At 73.0% G+C, this 23,867-nt stretch carries 26 protein-coding genes; 11 read left to right on the forward strand and 15 right to left on the reverse strand.

Annotated features, from left to right (window positions below):
- Positions 1 to 118: 118 nt before the first annotated feature.
- Positions 119 to 907, reverse strand: coding sequence for a GNAT family N-acetyltransferase (locus tag ACWCP2_RS28095; protein WP_450911365.1), 789 nt, complete (start codon positions 905 to 907; stop codon positions 119 to 121).
- A gap of 136 nt (positions 908 to 1,043) precedes the next feature.
- On the reverse strand, positions 1,044 to 1,247 hold the full coding sequence (locus ACWCP2_RS28100) for a cold-shock protein (RefSeq protein WP_243336897.1): 204 nt from the start codon (positions 1,245 to 1,247) through the stop codon (positions 1,044 to 1,046).
- Positions 1,248 to 1,516: 269 nt separating this feature from the next.
- Between ACWCP2_RS28100 and ACWCP2_RS28105 the strand changes: the two genes are divergently transcribed.
- Entirely contained in the window at positions 1,517 to 1,909 is a 393-nt protein-coding gene (locus ACWCP2_RS28105; protein ID WP_450911366.1) for a TOBE domain-containing protein, read from the forward strand.
- Between the two features lie 14 nt (positions 1,910 to 1,923).
- Here ACWCP2_RS28105 and ACWCP2_RS28110 read toward each other — a convergent pair whose 3' ends face one another.
- The 3 genes from ACWCP2_RS28110 to ACWCP2_RS28120 form a co-directional block, all read right to left on the reverse strand.
- Positions 1,924 to 2,523, reverse strand: a complete 600-nt coding sequence (locus ACWCP2_RS28110) for an HAAS signaling domain-containing protein (RefSeq protein ID WP_450911367.1) — start codon at positions 2,521 to 2,523, stop codon at positions 1,924 to 1,926.
- Positions 2,520 to 2,894: a PadR family transcriptional regulator gene (locus ACWCP2_RS28115; protein ID WP_450911368.1), complete on the reverse strand. Its 375-nt coding sequence runs from the start codon at positions 2,892 to 2,894 to the stop codon at positions 2,520 to 2,522. Before ACWCP2_RS28115 ends, ACWCP2_RS28110 begins: the two co-directional genes overlap by 4 nt.
- An 83-nt stretch (positions 2,895 to 2,977) precedes the next feature.
- Positions 2,978 to 3,151, reverse strand: a complete 174-nt coding sequence (locus tag ACWCP2_RS28120) for a hypothetical protein (protein ID WP_450911369.1) — start codon at positions 3,149 to 3,151, stop codon at positions 2,978 to 2,980.
- On the opposite strand from ACWCP2_RS28120, the gene ACWCP2_RS28125 reads away from it, so the two are divergent.
- The 4 genes from ACWCP2_RS28125 to ACWCP2_RS28140 all read left to right on the forward strand — a co-directional run bounded on the left by ACWCP2_RS28125 (position 3,141) and on the right by ACWCP2_RS28140 (position 8,120).
- Positions 3,141 to 4,046 carry an AraC-like ligand-binding domain-containing protein gene (locus tag ACWCP2_RS28125; protein ID WP_450911408.1) on the forward strand — a complete coding sequence of 302 codons (906 nt, stop codon included), beginning with the start codon at positions 3,141 to 3,143 and terminating at the stop codon, positions 4,044 to 4,046. The two genes, ACWCP2_RS28120 and ACWCP2_RS28125, sit on opposite strands and share 11 nt — an antisense overlap.
- Positions 4,047 to 4,056: 10 nt before the next feature.
- Positions 4,057 to 4,695, forward strand: a complete 639-nt coding sequence (locus tag ACWCP2_RS28130; RefSeq protein ID WP_450911370.1) for a class I SAM-dependent methyltransferase — start codon at positions 4,057 to 4,059, stop codon at positions 4,693 to 4,695.
- A gap of 305 nt (positions 4,696 to 5,000) precedes the next feature.
- On the forward strand, positions 5,001 to 7,115 hold the full coding sequence (locus ACWCP2_RS28135) for a glucose PTS transporter subunit IIA (RefSeq protein WP_450911371.1): 2,115 nt from the start codon (positions 5,001 to 5,003) through the stop codon (positions 7,113 to 7,115).
- 153 nt (positions 7,116 to 7,268) lie between these two features.
- Complete coding sequence (locus ACWCP2_RS28140) at positions 7,269 to 8,120, forward strand: PRD domain-containing protein (protein WP_450911372.1); 852 nt, start codon at positions 7,269 to 7,271, stop codon at positions 8,118 to 8,120.
- A gap of 29 nt (positions 8,121 to 8,149) precedes the next feature.
- On the opposite strand, the gene ACWCP2_RS28145 is transcribed toward ACWCP2_RS28140, so the two are convergent.
- From ACWCP2_RS28145 to ACWCP2_RS28160, 4 genes are all read right to left on the reverse strand, one after another.
- Entirely contained in the window at positions 8,150 to 8,890 is a 741-nt protein-coding gene (locus ACWCP2_RS28145) for an alpha/beta hydrolase (protein WP_450911373.1), read from the reverse strand.
- A 218-nt stretch (positions 8,891 to 9,108) separates the two neighbouring features.
- A complete protein-coding gene (locus tag ACWCP2_RS28150) occupies positions 9,109 to 9,360 on the reverse strand; it encodes a hypothetical protein (protein ID WP_450911374.1) in 252 nt (83 codons plus the stop codon).
- A gap of 120 nt (positions 9,361 to 9,480) precedes the next feature.
- Positions 9,481 to 10,734, reverse strand: coding sequence for a cation:proton antiporter (locus ACWCP2_RS28155; RefSeq protein WP_450911375.1), 1,254 nt, complete (start codon positions 10,732 to 10,734; stop codon positions 9,481 to 9,483).
- A gap of 5 nt (positions 10,735 to 10,739) precedes the next feature.
- Positions 10,740 to 11,210: a cation:proton antiporter regulatory subunit gene (locus ACWCP2_RS28160; RefSeq protein WP_450911376.1), complete on the reverse strand. Its 471-nt coding sequence runs from the start codon at positions 11,208 to 11,210 to the stop codon at positions 10,740 to 10,742.
- Positions 11,211 to 11,620: 410 nt separating this feature from the next.
- On the opposite strand from ACWCP2_RS28160, the gene ACWCP2_RS28165 reads away from it, so the two are divergent.
- The 3 genes from ACWCP2_RS28165 to ACWCP2_RS28175 all read left to right on the forward strand — a co-directional run bounded on the left by ACWCP2_RS28165 (position 11,621) and on the right by ACWCP2_RS28175 (position 13,913).
- Positions 11,621 to 12,487: a hypothetical protein gene (locus tag ACWCP2_RS28165; protein WP_450911377.1), complete on the forward strand. Its 867-nt coding sequence runs from the start codon at positions 11,621 to 11,623 to the stop codon at positions 12,485 to 12,487.
- Between the two features lie 149 nt (positions 12,488 to 12,636).
- The gene (locus ACWCP2_RS28170; protein ID WP_450911378.1) at positions 12,637 to 13,344 is read left to right on the forward strand and encodes a helix-turn-helix transcriptional regulator; all 708 of its coding nucleotides are present in this window, start codon (positions 12,637 to 12,639) and stop codon (positions 13,342 to 13,344) included.
- A gap of 32 nt (positions 13,345 to 13,376) precedes the next feature.
- A complete protein-coding gene (locus tag ACWCP2_RS28175; protein WP_450911379.1) occupies positions 13,377 to 13,913 on the forward strand; it encodes a DUF3291 domain-containing protein in 537 nt (178 codons plus the stop codon).
- A 104-nt stretch (positions 13,914 to 14,017) separates the two neighbouring features.
- On the opposite strand, the gene ACWCP2_RS28180 is transcribed toward ACWCP2_RS28175, so the two are convergent.
- On the reverse strand, positions 14,018 to 14,725 hold the full coding sequence (locus ACWCP2_RS28180; protein ID WP_450911380.1) for a hypothetical protein: 708 nt from the start codon (positions 14,723 to 14,725) through the stop codon (positions 14,018 to 14,020).
- A gap of 117 nt (positions 14,726 to 14,842) precedes the next feature.
- Here ACWCP2_RS28180 and ACWCP2_RS28185 point away from each other — a divergent pair, with 117 nt between their 5' ends.
- Positions 14,843 to 15,496, forward strand: a complete 654-nt coding sequence (locus ACWCP2_RS28185) for a TetR/AcrR family transcriptional regulator (RefSeq protein ID WP_450911381.1) — start codon at positions 14,843 to 14,845, stop codon at positions 15,494 to 15,496.
- Between the two features lie 93 nt (positions 15,497 to 15,589).
- Here ACWCP2_RS28185 and ACWCP2_RS28190 read toward each other — a convergent pair whose 3' ends face one another.
- Positions 15,590 to 15,862, reverse strand: a complete 273-nt coding sequence (locus ACWCP2_RS28190; protein WP_450911382.1) for a hypothetical protein — start codon at positions 15,860 to 15,862, stop codon at positions 15,590 to 15,592.
- Positions 15,863 to 15,969: 107 nt separating this feature from the next.
- Entirely contained in the window at positions 15,970 to 17,628 is a 1,659-nt protein-coding gene (locus ACWCP2_RS28195; RefSeq protein WP_450911383.1) for an ABC-F family ATP-binding cassette domain-containing protein, read from the reverse strand.
- Between the two features lie 214 nt (positions 17,629 to 17,842).
- On the opposite strand from ACWCP2_RS28195, the gene ACWCP2_RS28200 reads away from it, so the two are divergent.
- Together ACWCP2_RS28200 and ACWCP2_RS28205 are read left to right on the forward strand one after the other, a co-directional pair.
- On the forward strand, positions 17,843 to 19,279 hold the full coding sequence (locus tag ACWCP2_RS28200) for a carotenoid oxygenase family protein (RefSeq protein ID WP_450911384.1): 1,437 nt from the start codon (positions 17,843 to 17,845) through the stop codon (positions 19,277 to 19,279).
- Positions 19,280 to 19,478: 199 nt separating this feature from the next.
- Complete coding sequence (locus ACWCP2_RS28205; protein ID WP_450911385.1) at positions 19,479 to 20,426, forward strand: glycoside hydrolase family 26 protein; 948 nt, start codon at positions 19,479 to 19,481, stop codon at positions 20,424 to 20,426.
- Positions 20,427 to 20,510: 84 nt separating this feature from the next.
- On the opposite strand, the gene ACWCP2_RS28210 is transcribed toward ACWCP2_RS28205, so the two are convergent.
- The 3 genes from ACWCP2_RS28210 to ACWCP2_RS28220 all read right to left on the reverse strand — a co-directional run bounded on the left by ACWCP2_RS28210 (position 20,511) and on the right by ACWCP2_RS28220 (position 23,866).
- Positions 20,511 to 22,145 carry a phosphodiester glycosidase family protein gene (locus ACWCP2_RS28210; RefSeq protein ID WP_450911386.1) on the reverse strand — a complete coding sequence of 545 codons (1,635 nt, stop codon included), beginning with the start codon at positions 22,143 to 22,145 and terminating at the stop codon, positions 20,511 to 20,513.
- Positions 22,146 to 22,262: 117 nt separating this feature from the next.
- Positions 22,263 to 23,204 carry an ACP S-malonyltransferase gene (locus ACWCP2_RS28215; RefSeq protein WP_450911387.1) on the reverse strand — a complete coding sequence of 314 codons (942 nt, stop codon included), beginning with the start codon at positions 23,202 to 23,204 and terminating at the stop codon, positions 22,263 to 22,265.
- Positions 23,201 to 23,866 (reverse strand): malonate decarboxylase holo-ACP synthase, encoded by a 666-nt coding sequence (locus tag ACWCP2_RS28220; RefSeq protein ID WP_450911388.1) that lies wholly within the window; start codon positions 23,864 to 23,866, stop codon positions 23,201 to 23,203. Before ACWCP2_RS28220 ends, ACWCP2_RS28215 begins: the two co-directional genes overlap by 4 nt.
- Position 23,867 lies beyond the last annotated feature (1 nt).

A 23,867-nucleotide genomic window follows, 5' to 3' on the forward strand; every position in this document is an offset into this window, starting at 1 on the left:
CGCAGCCCGCGCCCCCCGAGCCGCCCGGCCGGGGATCCGGCCGGCGATACGGCGTCCGCTGGCCGTGGGCACCGCGCAGCCAGAGGCGGTCGCCGTGACGGCCCCGCCGGCGGATTCCCTACGGGCGCGCCGTGAAGAGCGCTTCCGTGAATTCCGTGACCTCGCTGAAGCCGAGCCGGCGGTAGAGGCGAATGGCGGTGGCGTTGTCCGCACGGACGTTCAGCCCGATGTGGTCCACGGTCCTCGCCAGCCGTCGGCACAGCTCGGCGACGCAGGCGCCGCCGGCGCCCTGTCCGCGGACCCGCGGATGCGTGGTGACGTTCCCGACGGCGGCGACCCGGGACGCGGGCGAGTGCACGTGGACGCCGGCCACGGCGACCAACTGTCCGTCCTGCCGGGCACCGAGGTACTGGCCCGTGTCGAGCATGCGGTCGTCGAACCAGTTCCCCGGATACGCCTGCGCGAACAGTTCGAGCAGCTCGGGGAGGTCCTCGCGGCTCAGCGGGGCGGGCCGCCACGGTCCGGCGGGATACCCGTCGGCCAGGCCGGGCTCGGTGAGCGCCATGCGCAGCAGGGTGGTGCGTGACTGCGCGGTGTATCCGGATTCCAGTACCTTCGCGGCGTTTCCGGTCAGATGGCCGAGGAAGCGCCGGGGGAGTACCGGCAGCAGCGCCTCGGCCAGCTCCTCCAGGGCGGCCGCTTCCCCGGGCCGGGTGAACCCGAGCAACGTCGGTACGTCACCGACGGTGTAGAGCAGCGCCACCGGTCCGTCCGGGGAGACGGTGTACCAGCTGGTGTGGGACCACGGCAGGCCGTCGAGGTCGCCGAGTTCCATCAGGTTCATGGCCGGGTCCCGTTCGAAGCGGGCGGCGAGTTCCGATCGGTCGTGAAGGCTGTGCAGGATCACCCGCACAGAGTACGGCGGGCCCGGGCGCGCTTCGACGGCGAGGTGGGGGCGGGGCGCGTGGCGGTGGCGGACGCGGTGACGCCGGACGCGGCGACGCCCCGCACCGAGACGGTGCGGGGCGTCGGCCTGCGGTGGTTCAGAGGGGACGGATGTCCTCGGCCTGCGGGCCCTTCTGGCCCTGGGTGACCTGGAACTCGACCTTCTGGCCCTCCTGGAGCTCACGGAAGCCCTGGGCGTTGATGTTGGAGTAGTGGGCGAAGACGTCGGGGCCGCCGCCGTCCTGCTCGATGAAGCCGAAGCCCTTTTCCGAGTTGAACCACTTCACGGTTCCGGTAGCCATCATTTGCTCCCTGTCGGGGACGAGGGTCCTCGCTTGTGAGGACCCTTGGGTGTGGGTTGCTTGCCCTGGTCCTCCGACGCTTGGTGAAGCGGTACTTCGGACACACGACTGCCGATCACGAGGCATGATCTACCCACTTGCACGAGGAGGGCAAACCGATGATCGGTTTGCCCTGGATCGGGCACATCGGCTGCGGCCGATCGAGCCCGCCACCGCCGGACCGAGGATGATCAACAAGCCCGTGACCTCCTGCACATAGGCTGGTGCCCATGGAGTCGTACACGATGGGACAGGCCGCCGAGCTGCTGGGCGTGAGCGTCGACACGGTGCGGCGGTGGGCGGACGCGGGCCGCTTCCCGACCCACCGGGAGGGAACCCGGCGCATCGTGGAGGGGCCTGCCCTCGCCGCGTTCTGCGTGGAGGTCGCCCACGAGGGCGCCGATGACGAGGACACCCCGTACACCTCGGCGCGCAACGCCTTCCCGGGGATCGTCACGGCGATCACGCTGGGCGACGTGGCGGCGCAGGTGGAGGTCCAGGCGGGCCCGCACCGGGTGGTGTCGCTGCTGACGCGGGAGGCCGTGGAGGAGCTCGGCCTGCAGCCGGGCGTGACCGTCACCGCACGGGTGAAGTCGACCAGCGTGCACGTCGACCGCGACTGACCGGAGGCGCTGCCTCAGGCGCGGCGGACCCGCCAGAGCCATGCCGTGGTGCCGGCCAGCAGGACGAGTGTCGCCAGGTTGGCGAGGTGGGCCGCGGTGTCGCCCGTCGGTGCGGCGGCGAACAGCTTCCAGAGGGCGATGGCGAGGGTCGGCAGGACGGCCGTGAGCAGAACCCCGGTCCACTTGTGGGCCGGGGTCCAGTGCACCGAGGTGCACAGGAGCACCGCGCCGATGACGCGGAACAAGGTGCTCAGGAACGTCGTGGCGTCGCTGTAGGGGAGCACCGTGACGACGAGGAAGGGGACGGTCAGCATCAGGAGCGGGACCAGGGGGTGCACCCTGCCCTGCCGGACGGGCGTGCCGGCGTCGCTCCGGGCCGGGGCCCCGACGGCCCCGTGGCCCGCCTCGGCCAGTGCCGTCGCCGCGATCGTACGGGGGTCGCCCAGCTCCGCCAGCACCTCGCCGATCGTGACGTCCGGACGTTCGGCGCGCGTCACCTCGATGTGTTCGGCCAGGTCGGCGAGGAGTTCCCGGCGGCGGTCGGCGGGCAGCGCGGAGGCCTCGCGCTCGACGGCGCAGAGGTAGTCGCGTACGGGATCGGCCGAGGTCTTCATGCGGGGTCTCCGGTGGCGTGGTGCGGGATGGCGAGGAAGTCGTCGACGGCGTCGCGGAAGCCGGGCCAGACCCGGGCGAACTCGTCGAGCGCGGCCCGGCCGCTGTCGGTGAGCGCGTAGTAGCGACGGGGTGGTCCGGAGGCGGACTCCTGCCACGTGGTGGTGACCAGGTCGTCGCGGCGCAGCCGGGAGAGCAGCGGGTAGACCGTGCCCTGGCTGGTGGCCAGGGTGCCGGAGTCCTCCAGGGCCTGGAGGAGCTCCACGCCGTACCGGGGGCGGTCCCGCATCAGTGCGAGCACGCAGTACTCCAGGACACCCTTGCGCAGCTGGGCGGCGGCCCGGGCCTGCTTGGTCGAATCACCTGGTTCCATGCGATGCAAGATACCTGGCGAGGCAACCCGCTGAACAGGGGGGGTGAACTGGCGGGCCACGCGCCCGTGTGGCTGATACTTGATCACGTGACGGGGGGAAGCACGGCCGTGGGGCAACCGGTGAGGAGCTGGTTCACGGCCAGGTCGGAGGGTGTGGGTGATCGCATGGGCTCGTCGGTGACGTCGGGAGCCGTGGCGCGTGAGGACAGGTTCGACTGGTTCTGCGAGACGGTGTCCAGCGACGTGATGCCGGTCATGCTCAGCACCCGGCACACGGCCGACTTCCGGGCCACGATCACGGACCTGGACCTCGGCGTGGTGCGGCTGTCCTCTGTGGCGTGCTCACCGGTCGTCTCCCGCCGCACCCCGGCCCACGTCCGGCGCGGCGATCCCGAGCACCTGCAACTGGCCCTCGTCACCCAAGGTGCCTTCCGGATCTCCCAGCGGGGAAACGAGTCCGTCGTCGCCGGGGGACTCGTGCTCACGGACACCTCACGGCCGAGCGAAGGGCTCAGCGCGGGCGGGCAGGGCGGGGCGGTCGTGCTCCAGATGCCCCGCCCCGCCGTGGCGCTGCGCCCGGACCGGGTGGACCGCCTCCTCGCGCGGGGCCTGGCCGCGGACAAGGGGTCGGGGGCGGTCTTCGCCGACTTCCTGCGGACGCTGCTCGCCCAGGGCCCGCACTGCCGGCCGGAGGAACTGCGCCGGATGGGCTCCATCGCCCTCGACCTGGCCACCGCGTGCCTCGCGCAGCAGCTCGGTGACCTCGGTGAGGCGCCCGCCGAGGCGCGCGCACAGGAGACCCTGCAGCGGATCCACCGCTTCATCGGGGACAACCTCGGCGACCCGGACCTGACTCCTCAGGCCATCGCCGACCGGCACGCCATGTCCCTGCGGGGCCTTCACGCCCTCTTCGCCGGCCAACCCCGGAGCGTCGCGGCACACATCCGCGAAAGCCGGCTGGAACGCGCCCGCGCCGACCTCGCCCGCAGGGAGCGCGGTGCTCAGCCCGTCCAGGCGATCGCGGCACGCTGGGGATTCTCCAGCGCCACCGCGTTCAGCCGGGCCTTTCGCGAGGCCTACGGGATCACCCCCACCGAGCACCGCGCGGCCTGCCGGGCCGCCCCCGCGGGGTGCGATCTCCCGGGGTGTTAGCTTCCTCCCCATGAGGGACGATCAAGATCATCAAGCCGGGACCAGAGCTGCCTACGACGGGGTCGTCGAGCTGTACGCGTCGATGTTCGCCGACCGGCTGGAGACGCATCCCTTCTCGCGAGCCATGATCAACACCTTCGCCGAGCTGGCCCGCGCGACGGGGAACACGCGCGCGGCCGACGTCGGATGCGGCCCCGGACATCTGACCGCGATGCTGCACGAGCTGGGACTGGACGCCTTCGGGCTCGACCTCTCGCCGGCCATGGTCGACCACGCCCGCCGGGCCCACCCGGCGCTGCGGTTCGAGGAGGCGCGCATGGAGGCGCTGCCCGTCGAGGACGCCGCGCTCGGCGGCGTACTGTCCCACTACTCGATGATCCACACACCGCCCCCGGAACTGCCCGCGCTGCTCGCCGAGCAGGTGCGCGTCCTGGCGCCGGGAGGCCTGCTCCTGGCCTCGTTCTTCGGGACCGGCGGCCCGGAGCCCGTCCGCTTCGACCACAAGGTGACGCCCGCCTACAGCTGGCCGGTGGACCGCTTCGCCGATCTGCTGACCGGAGCCGGCCTCGTCCCCTTCGCCCGCCTGATCCACGACCCGGCCTCGGAGCGCGGATTCCTGGACGCCCACGTGCTGGCCCGCCGCCCGTGAAGCCCGCCGTCCGTGAAGCCCGCCGCCCGTGACGAGGGCGTGAGTTGGACCACAACGCCAAGGCCCCCAGCAGGCAGTTCCCGGTGTTAAGGTTTTGTTTGATCGATCTCGATCGCAGGATTGTTACTCCCCGAGGACATCATCTTCGTCGCCCCGCGACGTCAAGGCGGTGCGCCGCTTGAGGGGAGGCAAGGCCTGGGTGGCGCCGTTGGCGCGACCCGGGCCTTTTTTGTTGCCCGGATCCGGGCGGGAGAGATCGCGAACCGAAGCAGGATGGCAAGAGCCCCAGGATGCAAGGACGCATCATGAACACACCCGTAGCCGGACCCGGCACGCTCGCGGAGCAGATCCTCCGCGGCGTCGGCGGAGCCGAGAACATCGAGAGCCTCACGCACTGCGCGACGAGGCTGCGCTTCCAGCTCCACGACGGGGCGAAGGCCGACGCCGCAGGGCTCGACGCCCTCTCCGGCGTCATGGCCACCGTGCCGCAGTCCGGTGACCGCCTCCAGATCGTGATCGGCGGAGCCGTCGCACGCGTCTACTCCGAGATCATGAACCTGCCGTCGATGGCGGGCGGCGGCGCACCCCGCCCGCAGTCCGACGCCGACGTCAAGGCCTCGATGCGGGCCAAGAGCCGCGGCCGCTACGCCTGGGTCGACAACTTCTTCGAGTACCTCTCCGACTCGTTCCGCCCGCTCATGGGCGTCCTGCTCGGCTCCTCGCTGATCATCGCGATCGCCTCCGTCCTCGACGCCCTGGGCTTCGTCGACTTCCGGGCCGCGGACAAGTCCGCCACCTGGGTGTTCGTCGACGCCATGTGGCGCTCGGTGCTGTACTTCCTGCCGATCATGGTCGCGTACAACGCCGCCAAGAAGCTCAAGGTCGACCCCTGGGTGGGCGCCGCGGTGATGGCCGCGGTGATGACCCCGAACTTCACGGGCATGCTCAACCCCAAGTCCGGTATCCCGGGCATCACCTGCACCACCAACGGAACCCTGGGCACCCAGGAATGCGTGGCCCACGTGTTCGGGCTGCCGATGCAGCTGAACGACTACGGCGGCCAGGTCTTCGTGCCGCTGCTGATGGTGGCCGTGCTCGCCCTGGTCTACAAGGGACTGCAGCGCATCTTCCCGGAGACCGTGCACCTGGTCTTCGTGCCGTTCTTCAGCATGCTGATCATGATCCCGATCACGGCCTTCCTCATCGGTCCGATGGGCGTCTGGGCCGGCAACGGCCTCGGTTCGGGTCTGTCCTGGCTGAACGGCAACGCCCCGATCGTCTTCGCGATCATGATTCCGCTGCTGTACCCCTTCCTGGTCCCGCTGGGTCTGCACTGGCCGCTGAACGCGCTCATGCTCGTCAACATCAACACCCTCGGCTACGACTTCATCCAGGGCCCCATGGGCGCGTGGAACTTCGCCTGCTTCGGCGCGACCGCGGGTGTGCTGCTGCTCTCGATCCGTCACCGCGAGAAGGAGATGCGCCAGACCTCCGTCGGCGCCCTCGCCGCGGGTCTGCTCGGCGGCATCTCCGAGCCCTCGCTGTACGGCATCCACCTGCGCTTCAAGCGGATCTACCCGCGCATGCTCGTCGGCTGCCTCGTGGGCGGCGTGATCGTGGGCGTCCTGGGCGGCGTGGACACCAAGGCCTTCGCCTTCACCTCCCTGCTGACCATCCCGGTCTTCTCCCCGATGGGCACCTACGGCATCGCGATCACGGCGTCCTTCTTCGTCTCGATGGCGCTGGTGTACTTCTCCGACTTCCGCACCCCGCAGGACCGCATCCAGGCCAACGCCGAGCGCGACGCCGCAGAGGCGGCCGCCCGCGGCGAGGTCACGGTGGCCGATGAGCGCGAGCTCGTCACCGTCGGCGCGGCGGCGACCACCGCGGACGCCTCCACCGGCACCGCCGCCCCCGCAGCCGCGGCCGGTACCCCCGCCGCCGGCCCCACCGCCACCCCCGGCAAGGGGACCGAACTCGCCGCGCCGGTCGCGGGCCGCGTCGTCGGCCTCGACGAGGTCGGTGACCCCGTCTTCGCCTCCCGCGCACTCGGCGAGGGCGTGGGCATCGAGCCCGCGGACGGCCGCATCGTCGCCCCGGTCGACGGCGAGCTGATCATCGTCGCCGCCACCGGACACGCCTTCGGCATCCGTACCGCGGACGGCATCGAGGTGCTCATCCACATCGGCATCGACACGGTGCAGATGAAGGGGGAGGGCTTCGACGTCCGCGCCGAGGCCGGCCGGCAGGTCACCGTCGGCGACCTCCTCGTCGAGGTCGACCTCGACGCCGTACGCGCGGCGGAGCACCCGACGGTCACCCTCATGACCGTCACGAACACCGCCGACCTCACCTCCGTCGAGCCGCACACCGGGCGTACCGTCGCCGCCGGCGCCCCCGTGGTCACCGTAAGGCGCTGACCAACGGCCACCGGTCCGCCGCGGGCACGTGCCACCTCGTGGGGCACGTGCCCGCGCCGTACCGGTTCGGGGGAGAGGGCGGTGGCGCAGGGGTGGCGGACAATGCGGGATCATTGGGCAGTACCGGACCGCGAACGAGAAGGAGAGCAGGCGTTGAAGGCGCTGCGTGTCCTCAATAACAACGTGGTCCTCGCGCGCGACGACAAGGGCCAGGAGGTCATCCTCACCGGGCGCGGCATCGGCTTCAGCTCCCGTCAGGGCAAGCCCGTCGACCCCGCGCTGATCGTGCGCGTCTTCGTTCCGGCGGACGGCCGCGACCCCGACCACCTGAGCGAGGTCCTCGCCCTCATCGACGAGGAGGTCCTGCGGGCCGTCGTGATCGCCCTCGACGAAGCCGGCATCGAGGGCCGCGAGTCCACCCGGCCGACCCTCGCCATCGCCGTCGCCGACCACGTCGTCGGCGCTCTGGACCGGGCCGCCCGGGGCATCGTCATCGAGTACCCGCTGCGCGCGGAGGTGCAGGCCCTGTACTCCGAGGAGTACGCCCAGGCGCAGCGCCTGCTCGCCGCCATCAACGAGCGCGTCGACACCCGGCTGGAGGAGTCGGAGGCGATCGCACTCGCGCTGCACCTGGTCAACGCCGGGTTCGCCACGGGCGACCTGTCCTTCACCTACACGATGACCGGGGTCATCCAGCAGATGCTCGCCGTCGTGAGGGAACGGTACGGACTGTCCGTCTCCCAGGAGTCCATGAGCGCGGCACGGTTCATCACGCACGTGCGCTACCTCTTCGTACGGATCCAGCAGCACCGGCAGCTGAAGGGGCACGAGACCACGATCGGCGAGGGCATCCGCCGGCACTACCCGGAGGCGACCCGCACCGCGCAGCAGCTGGCGACGATCGTCGAGCTGCGGCTGGGGCAGCACCTGAGCGAGGACGAGGTCTCCTACCTCGCACTCCACGTGGCCCGCATGACCACGGAGCCGGACGGCACCGCCGCGTAGTCGGCGGACGGTGCCGGTCCGGCTCGGCCTCACCTCAGATGCCGGGTGAAGAACTGGGCCGCGACGTCCCCCGCGAACTGCGGGACGCCGGTGTGGCCGCCCATGTTGGCGTGCAGGGACTTCTCCTCGGAGCCGAAGGCGTCGAACAGGTCCAGTGCGGCCTGCCGGTCATTGCCCTCGTCGTCCCACTGGAGCAGGACGTGCAGGGGAACGGTGACCTGCCGGGCCTCCTCGAACAGGGCGCGGGGCACGAAGCTCCCCGCGAAGAGGCAGGCGGCCGCGATGCGCGGCTCGACCGCCGCCAGCCGGATGCCGATGGACATCACCCCTCCCGAGTATCCGACCGGGCCGCCGAGCCCGGGCAGCGACAGGAGGGCGTCGAGGGCGGCCTGCCATTCGGGGACCGCCTTGTCGACCAGGGGGAGGACGAGGGCGTCGACGATCTCGTCGCCGACGGGCTCGCCGGCCTCCATCGCCCGGCGCAGGTCGGCGCGGGCCTGCTCGACGGCCGGCCAGCGGGGCCGGTCACCGCTGCCGGGAAGTTCGATGGTGGCGGTGGCGAAGCCGTCCGCCGCGGAACGCCGGGCCCGGTCCACGAGCCGGGGGTACATCCTGCGCAGCCCGAGGGGAGGGTGGCCGAGCAGGATCAGGGGCGCCGGGGCGGCTGCCGGTGAGGCGGTGGGCGTCCACAGGATGCCGGGGATCTCACCGAGGGTGAATTCGCGTTCGAGGACGCCTTCGTCGAGGCGCCGCTCGGAAGTGACGTGCATGGTCGTGCCTTTCGGGAGTGCACTGGTTCGGCGCTCCCGGACGACCTGTCTACCGTCCGACCGTGACCCCGCAGGGGAGCACCCATGTCGATACTGCGTTCACGGGTACCACCTCCTCGATGCTTCACACGGTCTCCGGGAACGTACCAGTGGCCGCCCCCGGCCGCCAACGCCTTTTCGCGAGGCCGGCGCCCGCGCTCACGTCCGCCCGCAACGGCTCACTCCGGCGCCGGCGCCGGTGCGCCGCCGCGCCGCCGGAGGTCCCGTACCGCCAGGGCCGCGCCCCGGCCGTCGCCCACCATCGCCCAGAGCCCGAACGGGACGGCCAGCCACCGCCAGGCGGTGTGGAAGTGCGTGAGCACGGCGACGACGAAGACGGCCTGGGCCGCACAGAGCGCGAGGTTGCCCAGCAGACGCAGCGCCGGATGCGCTCTCCTGCGGAACACCTCCTCGAAGAAGGTCTTCTCCATGTCCCCACCCCTCATTTCCTTCAGTCCCGGGGGCATCCCCGGACGACGACAGGCACACAGTAGCGGCGTACGCGAACCCCCACTGGCCTGGCCGTTCGTCATCCGGGGCGGCCCGCACCGTCACGCGCGGCCGGCCGGATCCCGGGCCGTGTCCCCGAGGTCCTCCGCGGACCCCGGCTGGAGGGGCACCGCGGCCGAAGGGGCTGCCGCGGCCGGTGTGCGGCGGCTGCCGGCCCAGGCCGCCACGGGCTGGGTGTACCGGGCCGTGAGCGGGCCGATCACCACGAGGATGAGTACGTACGCCGTGGCGAGCGGGCCCAGGCCCGGCTCGATGCCGGCCGTGACGGCGAGGCCGGCGATGACGATGGAGAACTCGCCGCGGGCCACGAGCGTGCCGCCGGCCCGCCAGCGTCCCTTGACCCCGATCCCGGCCCGCTTCGCGGCCCAGTACCCGGTGGCGATCTTCGTGCCCGCCGTGACGACGGCGAGGGCCAGCGCGGGCAGCAGCACGGGAGGGATGCTCGCCGGGTCGGTGTGCAGGCCGAAGAACACGAAGAACACGGCGGCGAAGAGATCGCGCAGCGGACTCAGCAGGGTGTGGGTGCCCTCCGCCACCTCACCAGAGAGGGCGATCCCGACGAGGAACGCGCCGACGGCGGCCGAGACCTGGAGCTGCTGGGCGATGCCCGCGACGAGCAGGGTCAGGCCCAGGACGACGAGGAGCAGTTTCTCCGGGTCGTCACTGGAGACGAAGCGGGAGATCAGCCGCCCGTAGCGGACCGCGACGAACAGCACCGCTCCGGCGACTCCCAGGGCGATGGCCAGGGTGAGGCTTCCGGCGGCGAGGCCGACCCCGGCGAGGAGGGCGGTGATGATCGGCAGGTAGACCGCCATCGCGAGGTCTTCGAGGACCAGGATGGACAGGATGACCGGGGTCTCGCGGTTGCCGACCCGGCCCAGGTCCCCCATGACCTTGGCGATCACCCCGGAGGACGAGATCCAGGTGACCCCGGCCAGCACGACGGCGGCGACCGGGCCCCAGCCCATCAGCAGGGCCGCGACCGCGCCGGGGACCGCGTTCAGGCCGAAGTCGACCAGCCCGGCGGGGTATTGGGTCTTGAGGTTGGAGACCAGGTCCGAGGCGGTGTACTCCAGGCCGAGCATGAGCAGCAGGAGGATCACGCCGATCTCGGCGCCGATCGCGACGAACTCCTCGCTCGCTCCCATGGGCAGCAGCCCGCCGGTGCCGAACGCCAGGCCGGCCAGGAGGTAGAGGGGGATGGGAGAGAACTTCAGCCGGCCTGCGACCCGGCCGAGCAGGCCGAGGCCGAGGATGATCGCGCCGAACTCGATGAGGAACAGAGCGGAATGCACCGGCGTCACTCCCGTCCGAGTATGGAGGCGGCCGCGTCGACGCCCTCGCGGGTGCCGATGACGATGAGGGTGTCCCCGCCCGCCAGGCGGAAGTCCGGCGCGGGCGACGGGTGGGCCTCCGCGCGGCGCAGTACGGCCACGATCGACACGCCGGTCTCGGTCCGCATCCGCGTCTCGCCCAGCGTCCGGCCGTTCCAGTACGCATGCCCGGACAGCTCGAACCGCTCGGCCACCAGGCCGAGATCGGTGGTGTGCAGCACGTTCGGGCTGTGATGGTCGGGCATCAGCGCGTCGATCAGCGAGGCCGTCTCCGGCCCCGTCAGGCGCAGCGACTGGGCGCAGGCGTCGGGGTCGTCGGCCCGGTAGACGTTCACGCTCCGCGTGCCGTCCCGGTGCGCGACCACCGACAGGTGGCGGTGCTCGCGGGTGAGGAGGTCGTACTGGACCCCGATGCCGGGCAGTGGAGTGGTGCTCATCCGTGGAGCAGGCACAGCTGTCCCCTCTCGTGTTCGTTCCGTACGTGCCGGCCGCATCGGCGCCGGCCCTGCCAGAGGCCGGAGGAGCCGCCCGGCGTGTCCATCGTGTCACTTTCGTCCCGGCGGAGTTCAGGCCGTGGACACGGAACCGGGCAACCCCCGGGCCGCCGCCGGGGCTTCGGGCGCCCTCGGGTGCCCCGTTGCTTCCCCCGGAGCCCCGGCGGTGGGATGTTTACGGGCTGGAGCGGCCCGCAGTCGCAGCAGGGCCTCGGAGAGGGAGCGAAGTGGACACCACGACACGCCGGCAACGCCACACGGGCGAGGGCAGAACCGCCGGAACGGCGCCGAGGGCCGGCGCACACGGCACGGCGCGGCGCCGCTGGGCCGCGGTGACCGCCGCGGTGACGGCCATGACGCTACCCCTGACCCTCGGGGCCGCGGGAGACGCGGGCGCGGCGGGCGCCCGCACGATCGTCTTCGCCCGCTACACGGCGTCGGCGCCGACGGAAGACCTCTACGCGATCTCCCCGGGCGGTGGCACCTCCGTCAAACTCACCCACACTTCGACCATCAGCGACGTGATGCCGAGTTGGTCCCCGGACGGCACGCGCGTGGCCTTCGTCCGCTACGGATCGGGCGGCGCCATCGACGGCATATGGACGATGACGGCCGCGGGCGGCGAGCTCAAGGCCGTCCCCGGCACCAAGGGCGCCTCGGATCCGGCGTGGTCCCCGGACGGCAAGCGGCTCGCGTACGCCAAACCGGTCGGCTCCCAGCGCGAGATCTACGTGGCGGGCGTCGCCGGCACGTCCGCGACCCGGCTCACCCACACCGGGGCGGACGACCTCCACCCGACGTGGTCCCCGGACGGGAAGTACCTGGCGTTCAGCCGCGCGGACGCGAGCGGGCACAGCAGGGTGATGCGGATCCGGCTGTCCACCCTGACCGAGACCGCGGTAACGGGCGCGAGCTCCCACGACTGGACGCCCGACTGGTCGGCGGCCGGCCGGATCGCCTTCAGCCGGGTGGACTCCTCCGGCTTCGCGCACCTCTACGTCGTCCGCCCCGACGGCACCGGAGTCCACCGCATCACCGCGGCCCGGGCCCATGACAAGAGCCCCTCCTGGTCCCCGGACGGCAGCCGTCTGGTCTTCACCAGGGGCGGAGGGGACGACGCGGACCCGGAGCACCTCTACCTGGTGAACGCGGACGGCACCGCACCCACCCAGCTGACCAAGACCGCCTCCCATGACCTGGAGGCCGACTGGCGCCCGTAGGGTCCCCGGCCGACGACGGACGGCCGTCCCCGTCACGCCGAGGACGGCCGTCCGGTCCGGGCCCGTTCAGGCCTGTTCCGGCCCAGGTGGTCCGCCGCGGATCCACCTCTCCTTCTATCTCCAATCCTCGTTGTTCCTAGAATGGCCGGGTGGAGGACATCGATGTGATCGCGGCGTTGCAGGACCCCGTCCGCCGCCGCCTGTACGAGTACGTGGTGGCGCAGGGCCGTGAGGTCGGCCGCAACGAGGCCGCGGAGGCGGCCGGGGTGACGCGGACGCTCGCCGCGCACCATCTGGACAAGCTGACCGAGGTCGGCCTCCTGGAGAGCGGCAGTCGCCGCCTCACGGGCCGCTCGGGCCCGGGCGCCGGCCGTCCCGCCAAGGTGTACACGCGGACGCGTGCGGAGTGGGGGGTTTCGCTGCCCGCCCGCGACTACCGCACCGCCGCCGAACTGCTCGCCGAGGCCGCCGAGCAGGCCGGCCTCGATGTCGGACTCCGCGCCGCGGCGCGCCGCCGGGGCGAGGAGCTGCGCGGCTCGGCGGCGCCCTGCGGCGGCCTGGAGGAGGCCGTGGAGACGCTGACCGCCCGGGGCTACGAACCGCACCTCGAAGCTGCTCGGCCGCCCGACGGCGCGCCCGGGGCCGCCGGCCCGGACGACCCGGCCGCCCGGGTCGTCCGCATGCGCAACTGCCCCTTCCACGCCGTCGCCGAACGTTTCCCGCCGCTGGTCTGCGGCATGAACCTCGCCCTGCTGGAGGGGATGCTCGGCGCGGACGGTCCGGTCCGTGCCCGCATGGACGCCCGCCCCGGGGAGTGCTGCGTGGTGCTGGAAAACTCTAAAAACAATGAACATTGACATAGAAAACCCGGGCGTGCTGGGATGAGGCCATGACCGCATCCACACAGCCGGCCGTGCCCGCCCTCCCGCCTGCCTTCCATCTCGCGCAGCTGAACGTCGCGACCCTCCTCCACCCCCTCGACCACCCGCGCCTGGCGCCGTTCGTCGAGATGCTCGACTCGGTGAACGCCGCTGCCGACGCCGCGCCCGGCTTCGTGTGGCGGCTCGTGGCGGAGGGGGCCGGCGACGCCACCGATCTGCGTCCGGCGGGGGAGGACGTCATCGTCAACCTGACGGTCTGGGAGTCCCGGGAAGCCCTGTGGGACTTCGCCTACCGCAGCGGGCACCTGGAGGCGATGCGGCGGCGCCGCGAATGGTTCGAGCGGCACGTGGAGGCGCACCTGGCGCTCTGGTGGATCCCCGCCGGGCACGTCCCGACCGTCGAGGAGGCCCTGGAGCGACTGGCGGACCTGCGCGCCAACGGCCCGTCTCCGCGCGCCTTCACCTTCGCGTCCTCCTACGACGCCCCCGCGGCCGCTCCGGATCCCTCGGCCCCGGCCGGGCGGGTGGCGGCAGGGTCGCCGTGATGCGCCCGCCCGCCCCGCGGAGCGCCGCCGCGGCCCGGCCTGGGGCGTGGACCAGCCGTCGGCCGCCGTAGCCGCCGACGCGACCCGGCGTACGGCCGGGGACCTCAGGCGCGCGCGGCCGCGGCGGCGACGATCCAGTTCCTGAACTCGACGGCGTAGTGCCGCAGGTGGTGGTCCAGGACCTCGTCCGGGCAGGTGACGGGGAAGTAGACCGTCAGGTGCGCCGTGAAACCGTCCGCGGTGTCACCGAACTGGATCAGCGCCCGCCCGACGACCGTGCCGTCGGCCAGGAAGAGGTTCGAGGACATCTTGCGCGGAAACTCCGACTCGGGGAGGAGCTCCTCCGCGTCCGCGGCCCAGGCCAGAGCGTCCGTTCCCCAGCCGCCCATGTAGAAGTCGGCGACGTGAGGGCCGATGTTCTCCACCACGCGTGCACCGATGGAGTCGGTGCCCATGAGGTAGTGCTCCGGGTGGGCCGCGAGCAGGGCGTGCTCGTCACCGGCGAACGCCTTGTCCATCCAGGCGAGGAACTCGCCCGAGGTCAGGCCCTTCGCCGCGAGCACGGTGGTGCCCCCGGTGAACTCGCCGCCGGAGGCGAGTGCGCTCTCGCGCAGGAAGGCGTTGCCCGCCTCGATGTCCGCGGCCAGGAGGTCGAGGAGCCCCTGGCGTCCCAGCAGCGTCCGGAAACGGTCCACGGCGCGGCGGGCGTAGAACAGCTCGAAGTCGTCGATGCTCCCGGCGCCGGCGGGACCGGTCTCGAGCGTCACGGTGACGGCCTGGTGGGTCTGCTGGTGGGTCTGGTTGTCGGTCATGATCGAACCCTCCGATAGAATGCGAATGTGAATTCACATTCGCATAACGAGAGTACGCCGAGGGGTGCACCCGTTGTCAAAGGCCCTGCTGAGAGCGCCGCGGATACCATGCGGGACATGACCGATCAGCCGCAGCGCAGCCCGGCGCCCTTCCGGGAACCCCAGCAGGCCCGCAGCGCCGCGACCCTGGCCCGCGTCCTTCGGGCGGCCGAGGAGATCGCCTCCACGGACGGCCTGGAGGAGATGACGATCGCCGGCGTCGCGGAACGCGCCGGCGTGTCCGTCGGCACGATCTACCGCCGCTTCGAGGACAAGGAACAGCTGATCACCGCTCTGTCCGAGCGGATGCTGGAGCGTCGCGAGGAGTACGTGGCCGAGCGGCTGCGCACGGCCGAGCCCTCGCTCGCCGGCGTCATGGACGCCTACGCGCACGCCCTGCTGCAGTCCTTCGCCGACAGCAGCAGCCTCTTCCCCGAGCTGCTGCGCACCCGGGGCAGCAGGGCACTGGACCGTGGGGCCCGTACCATCACCGAACTCCACCGTCTCCTGCTCGAGGCCGCAGCCCCGTACGCCGACCAGATCCGCCGCACCCCGCCGCAGGAGGCGCTCGACACAGCGGCCCGCGCCCTCCTCGGCGCCTGCTTCCACAACTCCGTGCGCCCCGACGCCGCCACCGGCGAAGCGGACAGGCGCCGTTACGCGGACGAGCTCGGCGACATGGCCATCGCCTACCTCCTCACCCCCGACCGGCGCCGCGGCACCCGCACCTGAGCCGACGCACGCCCGGGGCCGGCCCGCCCCTCTGCCGGCCACGCCCCCGGCCAGGCGGGCGCGGCCCCCGGCGAGGGGCGGGTCGGACCTCCGTCAGCCGACCAGCCGGGTCCTGACGAGGTACTCGGCCTGTTCGGACAGCTCCGCGCGCCGGGCCCGCTCACCGGTGGCCTCGATCTCCTTGCGCAGGGCGAGTTCCGTACGCAGCACCGTCGTCCTCGGGACCGGTACCCGCTGGCCTGGCTTCTCGGTGAACGGCTGGAGCTCGCCCGCGAGCGCGTGCGCGTCGTCGGACGTACCGCGACGCAGTGACAGGAACACGCGGGCGAGCCAGTCGGCGGAGATGGGCACCATGAAATCAGTCATGCAGGTGCAACGACGCGGTCGCTCCGCCGTGGCGGACAACCGCCCGACCGGCCGAGTGCCACCGGGGGTCGTGGGCCAACGGGGTTCCCGGCCGGGTCATGGCCGGGTCAGTGCCTCCTGCCGCCGTGGAGCTCCAGCCGCACCCCGTCGGACCGCTGGAACCGTTCGCCGAAGTCGCGGTCGTGCGAGACCGCGACCACCGCGCCCGGATAGACCGCGAGGGCCTCTTCCAGGTCCTCGACCAGGTCGAGTGCGACGTGGTTCGTCGGCTCGTCGAGGACGAGGAGGTCCGCGGGACGGGTCACCAGCCTCGCGAGCTGCAGACGCCGCTGCTGGCCGGCCGACAGCCCGGCGACCGGGACGTGCAGGTCCCCCTCGCGGAACAGGCCCAGCGCGAGGAGCCGTTCGGCGTGCTCCTGCGGCAGCCCCGGCCGCCCGGCCGCGAAGGCGGCGAGCAGCGGGAGCCTCGTGGCGCGCGCCGGCAGCTCCTGCGGCAGGTACCCGATCCGGGCGGGGCGGCGCACCGTGCCCGCATCCGGTTCGAGGTCGCCCGCCAGGACGCGCAGCAGCGTCGTCTTGCCCGCCCCGTTCGCGCCCGTGACCAGGAGCCGCTGCCCGGGCGCGATGGCCACCCGGCCGTCCAGGCGCAGCCGTTCGCCGACGGCCACGCCGTCGAGCTCCGCGAGCGGACGGTCGGAAGGAGACCCGGTGCCCGCCGCGACGGGCGGCGCCGTGAAACGCAGCGGTTCGGGCGGCGCGGCCACGGGATGGCGCCGCAGGTGCGCCAGCCGCTCCCGGACGGACCGCACTTGCCCGCCGAGCTTGGCCTCGTGCGAGCGGCGGTGCTTGCCGAAGCCCTGCCCCGGGTCCTTGCCGCTGCCGGCCAGGCGCCTGCCGGCGGCTTCGAGCAGTTCCTCGGTACGGGCCACCTCCGCGAGCCAGTCGGTGTGCTCCTGCTCCGCCCGGCGCCGGGCCGCCGCCTTCGCGGCGCGGTGGCCCGCCCAGCCGTCGCCGTAGCGGTGCACCGTGCGCGCGTCGCGGTCGACCTCGAGGATCGTGGTGGCGACGCGCTCCAGGAAACCGCGGTCGTGGGTGACCGCGACGACCGTGCCGCGGTGCGCGCGCAGGCGCTCCTCCAGCCACCGCACCGCGGCCGCGTCGAGATGGTTGGTCGGCTCGTCGAGCAGCAGCAGCTCGGGCGCGGCGGCCAGTACGCAGGCGAGCGCGAGGCGCGACCGTTCGCCTCCCGAGAGCGAGCCGAGTACCCGCTCGCGGCCGATCCCGGCGAGCCCGAGTCCGTGCAGGGAGGCGTCCACCCGGGCGTCCGCCTCGTATCCGCCGCGCTCCTCGTAGGCGATCAGCAGTTCGCCGTACGCGGTGAGTTCCTCCTCCGAGGCCGCGCCGAGGCCTTCCTCCGCCGCCCGCAACAAGCGCTCCATGTCGCGCAGTTCGGCCAGTGCGCGGTCGACGGCGTCCTGCACGGTGCGGCCGGGGCCGAGGTCGAGGGTCTGGGCGAGGTGACCGGTGCCGCCGGGGAACGCGACGGTGATCGCCCCGGCATCCGGCACTTCGACCCCGGCGAGCAGCCGCAGCAGGGTGGACTTGCCCGAGCCGTTCTCGCCGATGACGGCGGCCCTCTCGCCCGGGCGGACGGTGAAGGAGACCTGGTCGAGCACGGTCCGGGTGCCGTAGGACTTGGTGACGTCCTTGACGGACAACTGCGCCACGGCGGCAGCGGGTCGATGAAGAGGGGTGCGGTCGCGCATATGACGTTCCCTGGGAAGGCGAAGGGTCCACGGGCGGCGGAAGCGGCGGCGTCGGCCGTGCCGGGACTCAGAGGAAGAAAAAGGAAGCCATGGCCGCACCATAACAAGACGATGCGTCTCGTCTCCACGCAATTATTCGTCTGGCACCGTCCTGGGGGCCGCGTTTCACTGGAGGTGCAGGCAGGACCGCAGCCGGCGCGCCCCGGGAGGTTCCGTGAACACGCACACACCGCCCCGCTTCGACCCCACCCGGGTTCCCCACCTGCTGGGCCCCTTCGCGCCGGTCAGCGAGGAGGTCGACGTCGCCGACCTCGAAGTCACCGGCGCGATCCCACCGGAGCTGGACGGGCTGTACCTGCGCAACGGCCCCAATCCCCGGTTCACCCCGATCGGCTCCTACCTGTACCCCATCGACGGGGACGGCATGCTGCACGGGATCTGGCTCTCGCAGGGCCGCGCACGCTACCGCAACCGCTTCGTACGCACGGCCACGCTGGAGGCCGAGGAGCGGGCCGGGCGGGCCCTGTGGGGCGGCGTGGAGTCGATGATCATGCCGGACGCCGACCAGGTCGGACCCGAACTCGCGGGCACCTTCCGGGAGATGCCCGACATCAACGTCGTACGGCACGGCGGGCGGCTGCTGGCGCTCGCCGAATCCGCGTGCCCCTACCGGGTCGGCGAGGGCCTCCGGACGCTCGGCCGCGAGGACTTCGACGGCGCGCTCCCGGCCGGGATCACCGCGCACCCCAAGATCGATCCGGTCACCGGCGAGATGGTCGTCTTCTGCTACGGCCTCGAACCGCCGTACCTGACCTGGTCGGTCATCGGCCGCGACGGCGCGCTCACCCGCGGGCCCACACCGATCGACGGCGTGGACGAGCCGATGATGATCCACGACATGGCCCTGACCGCACGCTACGCGGTCATCGTCCTCGCACCCGCCTTCTTCGACTTCGCCGCGGCCATGGCGGGCGGCTCGCCCCTCGCCTGGCGGCCCGAGCGCGGCACCCGCGTGGTCCTCGTCCCGCGCGACGGCGCACCGCCCCGCTGGGCCGCGGACGAGGCGTTCTGGCTCTGGCACACGGTGAACGCGTACGACGACGGCCCGGGCGCGGACGCCCCGGTGGTCCTGGACTACGTGCAGTGGAGCCGGCTGACCGTCGGCGCCGACGAGGGACCCGCCCAGGCCCCCGTGAGCGGTGGACTCGTACGGGCGCGCATCGACCCGGTGGCCGGCACCATGGCCCGGACCCCGCTGGACGACTCCCGGGTGGAGTTCCCCCGCATCGACGACCGGCGCATCGGGCGGCGCCACCGTTACGCTGCACTGGCCACCGGGACGGGCCGCACGGACCTGCTGCCCGGCGAGTACGACGCCGTGCGCTTCCACGACACCGAGACCGGCACCGCCCGCGTCTGGGACGCCGGGGACCTGTCCGTCGGGGAGCCCGTCTTCGCGCCGGTGCCGGGCCGGGATTCCGAGGAGGACGGCTACTGGCTGACCTTCGCCACCGACCGCACCGACGGGTCCGCCTGGTTCCTGGTCCTACCGGCCCAGGACCCGGCCTCCGGCCCCGTGGCCCGCGCCCGCATCCCGGTCCGGGTGCCGCTGGGCCTGCACGGCTCCTGGCTGCCGACGGACGGCGGCTGAGCCGCGCCCGTGGCCTCGACGCGGCGGCATGCCGCCCGGCTGGGCCGAACGAGGGCGGTCGGTTGCCGCGAACGGCGCAGTATCGGGCACCGGCCAGGCCGTGAATCGGATGAGATGCCTACCGTGGCGGAACACATCGTTCGCGGAGCGTGCGGAGGGCCCCATGTCCCGAAGGAGCCGCTGGGTAGCAGGCGCCTGTATGAGCACGGCCGCCGTCGGCCTGCTGGTCACCGGGAGCACCCTCGCCCCGCCGCCGCGACACGCCTCCGGCGGTGAGGCCCGGACCGACATCGCGGTCGGCGCCTACCTCCACTACGGCTCGCCCGGCGTCGACAGGATGGAGGAACTCTCCCACTGGCTCGGGGGTACCGAGGTACGCGCGGGACACACCTACCTGCCGGGCGACACCTGGGCCAACATCGAGGGGGCGCCCGATTCCCTCCGTAGCTGGGCGCGCTGGCGCAGAGCCGGAGCCGACCGGCTCTTCGTCCTGAACGTGCCCATGCAGGAACGCAACGAGGCAGGCTTCTCCGACGCCCGGGTCGCCGAGCTGATCCGCGCCGGTGCACGGGGCCGGCACGACCACCACTTCCAGCGGCTGGCGAAACGGCTGGTCGCCCTCGGGGTGCCGGACACGGTGATCGTGCTCGGCTGGGAGATGAACGGCTTCAACTACAGCCACCGATGCCGGCCCGACCCCGAGAACTGGAAGGCGTACTGGCGGCGCATCGTGGGCGCCATGCGTACGGTCAAGGGCCAGCGGTTCCGCTTCGACTTCGCCCCCAACCGGGGGAGCGACGCCATCGCCTGGACCCGGTGCTACCCCGGGGACGACGTGGTCGACATCATCGGCATGGACTCCTACGACCAGCCGCCCGGCAACTCCTTCGAGGAGCAGGTCACCCAGCCCTACGGACTCCAGCAGCAGGTCGACTTCGCGAGGGCGCACCGCAAGCGCATCTCGTACCCCGAATGGGGGCTGTTCCGCAACGGCGACAACCCCGACTACATGCGGGACATGCTGGGATGGATGGCCGAACACCACCCGCTCTACCACAGCATCACCGACTACTGCCCGCACGGAGTGTGGCAGTGCCGCGAGAACCCGCGCTCCGCGAAGGTGTTCCAGGAGTTCCTGGCTCCCTGAACAGGACGGCCGGGGAACGCGACAGCCGGGGAACGCGACGGCCGGGGAACGCGACGGCCGGGGAACGCGGCGGCCGCGCGGGCCTCAGCGGCCGGCCTGCGCGCCGTGCAGCAGCAGGACGTTGCCGAGCGACCTCGAACCCGTCGGATCCGAGGGGCGGTTGACGATGCCCGAGCCCGCGGTGACCATCACGCTCGATCCTCCGCCGTCGAGGTTCAGCGCCTCCCGGGCACCCAGGGACTTCATCAGGCGCGCGGCCGCCGCCACGCCCAGGCCCTCGCTCCACCCGGCCCGGCGCCCGTCCACGACGACCAGCAGCAGCCGCCCCCGGTCGTCGACGCCGATCATGGAGCGCGGGTTGCCGCGCACCACCCAGTTGTAGGTGAAGGTCTGGTCGTCCCCCTCGCGGATGATGCCGTCGGCGAGCGCGTTCACCGCGATCCGCCCGTCCCGCACCAGCGTCGGGCCGACCTGGAGGATCGTGGTGTCCGCGGTGAGCGGGACGGTGTGCCCGGCGCCGTTCAGGACCCGCTGGGTGATGCCCAGCCGGGCCCCGGTGCGGGCATGCGCGAGCAGCCACTGCGCGCTCTCGCCGATCGCCTGCAGGGTGGAGCCGCCCGCGGGCGGCTTCGCCCCGCGCGTGCGGTGCACCGCCGTGACCCGGTCGTCGCGGTCCAGGACCACCTCGGCGCCCGCGCCGGCCGGCGGGGTGCTCCACTCCGGGGTGAAGCGGACGAGCTCGCTCTCATCGGTGCACTTGACGTCGTGCTGCGGACGCTGGGTGGGCCGGTCCCCGCCGACGCCCCCGCAGTTCCAGATCTCGCCGGGAACCCGGTTGACGCCGTCGATCTCCCGCGTGGAGCCGCCCGCCCGGACCGTGATCCGCGTGGTGTACGTGTCGACGTCCAGGTGCCGGCCGCCGCCCGTGATCCTGAAGCCCCCGCGGCCCTGGGTCGCGGCGCCCAGCAGCCGCCCGTCCTTGACGTAGAGGCCGAGCGGCGCGCCGGCCGCGAACCACTGGGCGTTGACGCCCGCGAGCGCCCCCGCGGCGGCCGCCAGGTCGGGCAGCTTCTCAGGGACGTCGATGCTCGGCCCGAAGTCACTGTCCAGACGGCCGGTGAACCGCTCGAAGTCCACCCGCAGCACGAACACCCGCTGGAGGGCGTCGGCGTCCGTACCGTCCTGCGCCGTGTACCGGGTGTCCCCGGCGAACCCGGCCGCCCGGACCCGGGCGAGCGCGGCCGTCGCCGCCGGCTGGTCGGCGTACCGGCCGATCCGCACGGTCCAGCCCAGGGTGCCGGCCGGGCGGTCGGCGAAGGCGGGGACGAGGACCCGCTCCACCCGGGGTGCGAAGCCCTTGGCCCGCAGCGCCGCGGCCAACCGGTCGGCACGCTCTTCGGGGCCGAGGGCCGCGGTGGCCCGGTCGTAGGGGCCGTCGGCGGCCGAGGGCTGGTTCACGTGGACGGTCCAGACGTCGTCGGCGTCCGTCCGGCCGAGGACCATCGACGTCCGGGTGACCCCGGGGGCGATCACGGTGGACTGCCGGGACTCGGGAAACGGGAGCGTGACCGGCGGCTCGGAAGCGGCGGCCTGCCCCGGGCCCGGGGCCGCGCCCGGCCGTTCGGCCGCTCCGGTCGCCGGCGCCGCACCGAGAGCGGCGAGCGCGCACACGGCGAGGACGGCGACGGACGACACGGCGAAGTGCGGTGGCTGACGCATACGGCTCTCCCTGAAGGTGAGTGGTGCGTCAGTCCAGTGCAGGAGCGACACGTGGCAGCCGGCGCAACACGGTTCGCCACGCGCATGAATTCCCCGGGAACGAGCCAGGAGCCGCGGCTACCCGTCCTGCGTCCGGCGCCCGGTCCAGGCCACCAGTTCGCTGACGCGCTCCAGGCTGCCTGCCTGCAGGCAGGCCACCCGGGACTCGGGGAAGGCCGCCGCCGCCAGGCGGGCCAGCGCATCACCGGGAAGGACCTGGACGAAGAGGCCGGCCCCGCGTTCACGGAGCACGCTGGTCGCCTCGTGCCAGCGGACCGGACGGGCGATGGACCGTACGAGATCGTCCCGGACGGCGTCGGCCGTACGCAGGGTGCGGCCCCCCACGTTGCCCGCGTAGGGGGCCGAAGGGCGGATCACCTCCACCGTCGCCATGTGCGCGGCCAGTTCGGCTTCGGGCGCCGACATCAACGGGCAGTGGGCGGGGACCGACACCGCGAGGCGAACGGCCTTGGTCGCGCCCCGGGCCAGAGCGAGCGCGAGGGCCCGGTCGACGGCCCGGTCGGTGCCCGAAACGGCGATCTGCAGCGGGGCGTTGACGTTGGCCGGGTAGAGGGGATCGGCGGGCGTGCTGACGGCCCGCGCGATGGCGACGACCTCGGGCTCCGGGAGGCCGAGGACCACCCCCATGCCATGACCGGCGGGATGGGCACGCTCCATCGCGGCGCCCCGGACCCGCACTGCGCGGGCCGCGTCGGCGAGGCTCAGGGCGCCGCACGCGACGGCCGCCGAGAAGGCGCCGATGGAGTGGCCCGCCACGAAGTCGGGGCGCACGCCGAGCGCGCTCAACGCCCGGAAGCTCGCCGTGGACGCACTGAACAGGGCCAGCTGCGTGGCGGCGTTGGAGCGCAGCGCCTCGGCCGTGTCCAGGCCGCGGACGTCCTCGCCGACGGCTTCGGAGATCTCGTCGAGGGTCCGGCCGACCGCGGGATGGCCGGGCAGCTCGCGGAGCATGCCGGGGCGCTGCTCGCCCTGGCCGGGAAAGAGCAGGGCGCAGGTCATCGGGGCTCCGGAGCGGACGGGGCCGCCCAGGGATCGCTGACGAGGAGGGGCCCCAGATCTGTGCGCAGCAGCACCCGGGCTTCGCCGCGCGCGAGTTCGGCGGCGGCGACGCCGCCGTACGGGGTCTGGAGCTGGAGGTCGACGCGGACCGGCAACCGGGCCAGGAACGCGAGGAGGCGGGCGGCCTCGGCGGGCGGGACCGGGTCGGGGGTGTCGGCGACCAGGTCGAGGTCACTGGCCGGGGTGGCCGCGGCGACCCCGGCCGCGAGCTCGAAGGCCGCGCTCCCGCCGGGCCCCCAGGCACGCACCCAGGCGGGGCGGGCCGACCGCTGGAGTGCGGCGAGGGCGTGGAAGACGGGCAGGTCCCGGGCGACCGGACGGGCGCGGTCCAGCAGGTCGGCCGGGGTGAGGACTTCGGCGACCGCGGTACGGGGCACCCGCGCGGCCCAGCGCAGGGAGCGGGTCGCGCCGCGTACGCCCACGGGCAGGAACTCCCGGTCGCGGAGGTCACGGCGTACGACGACCCAGGGCGCCCGGTGCAGTGCCTCGCGCAGGGCGACCCGGTCGGCCGCGGGGCCGACGGGCAGGACCCGGGCCGGGTCGGAGATCCGCAGCAGAGCGTGCGGCGCGGGGTCACCGGCCACCGGGCCCGGCCCGCCCATC

The sequence above is a fragment of the Streptomyces sp. NPDC002104 genome, assembly GCF_053593795.1.

Coding starts and splice junctions, on each gene's coding strand:
- ACWCP2_RS28145 (WP_450911373.1), bottom strand. CDS start 8,890: ATGCACGTCACTTCCGAGCGGCGCCTCGACGAAGGCGTCCTCGAACGC.
- ACWCP2_RS28100 (WP_243336897.1), bottom strand. CDS start 1,247: ATGGCTACCGGAACCGTGAAGTGGTTCAACTCGGAAAAGGGCTTCGGC.
- ACWCP2_RS28110 (WP_450911367.1), bottom strand. CDS start 2,523: ATGAAGACCTCGGCCGATCCCGTACGCGACTACCTCTGCGCCGTCGAG.
- ACWCP2_RS28130 (WP_450911370.1), top strand. CDS start 4,057: ATGAGGGACGATCAAGATCATCAAGCCGGGACCAGAGCTGCCTACGAC.
- ACWCP2_RS28150 (WP_450911374.1), bottom strand. CDS start 9,360: ATGGAGAAGACCTTCTTCGAGGAGGTGTTCCGCAGGAGAGCGCATCCG.
- ACWCP2_RS28220 (WP_450911388.1), bottom strand. CDS start 23,866: ATGGGCGGGCCGGGCCCGGTGGCCGGTGACCCCGCGCCGCACGCTCTG.
- ACWCP2_RS28105 (WP_450911366.1), top strand. CDS start 1,517: ATGGAGTCGTACACGATGGGACAGGCCGCCGAGCTGCTGGGCGTGAGC.
- ACWCP2_RS28115 (WP_450911368.1), bottom strand. CDS start 2,894: ATGGAACCAGGTGATTCGACCAAGCAGGCCCGGGCCGCCGCCCAGCTG.
- ACWCP2_RS28195 (WP_450911383.1), bottom strand. CDS start 17,628: ATGCGCGACCGCACCCCTCTTCATCGACCCGCTGCCGCCGTGGCGCAG.
- ACWCP2_RS28120 (WP_450911369.1), bottom strand. CDS start 3,151: ATGACCGGCATCACGTCGCTGGACACCGTCTCGCAGAACCAGTCGAAC.
- ACWCP2_RS28135 (WP_450911371.1), top strand. CDS start 5,001: ATGAACACACCCGTAGCCGGACCCGGCACGCTCGCGGAGCAGATCCTC.
- ACWCP2_RS28185 (WP_450911381.1), top strand. CDS start 14,843: ATGACCGATCAGCCGCAGCGCAGCCCGGCGCCCTTCCGGGAACCCCAG.
- ACWCP2_RS28205 (WP_450911385.1), top strand. CDS start 19,479: ATGAGCACGGCCGCCGTCGGCCTGCTGGTCACCGGGAGCACCCTCGCC.
- ACWCP2_RS28160 (WP_450911376.1), bottom strand. CDS start 11,210: ATGAGCACCACTCCACTGCCCGGCATCGGGGTCCAGTACGACCTCCTC.
- ACWCP2_RS28125 (WP_450911408.1), top strand. CDS start 3,141: ATGCCGGTCATGCTCAGCACCCGGCACACGGCCGACTTCCGGGCCACG.
- ACWCP2_RS28190 (WP_450911382.1), bottom strand. CDS start 15,862: ATGACTGATTTCATGGTGCCCATCTCCGCCGACTGGCTCGCCCGCGTG.
- ACWCP2_RS28180 (WP_450911380.1), bottom strand. CDS start 14,725: ATGACCGACAACCAGACCCACCAGCAGACCCACCAGGCCGTCACCGTG.
- ACWCP2_RS28165 (WP_450911377.1), top strand. CDS start 11,621: ATGACGCTACCCCTGACCCTCGGGGCCGCGGGAGACGCGGGCGCGGCG.
- ACWCP2_RS28175 (WP_450911379.1), top strand. CDS start 13,377: ATGACCGCATCCACACAGCCGGCCGTGCCCGCCCTCCCGCCTGCCTTC.
- ACWCP2_RS28215 (WP_450911387.1), bottom strand. CDS start 23,204: ATGACCTGCGCCCTGCTCTTTCCCGGCCAGGGCGAGCAGCGCCCCGGC.
- ACWCP2_RS28210 (WP_450911386.1), bottom strand. CDS start 22,145: ATGCGTCAGCCACCGCACTTCGCCGTGTCGTCCGTCGCCGTCCTCGCC.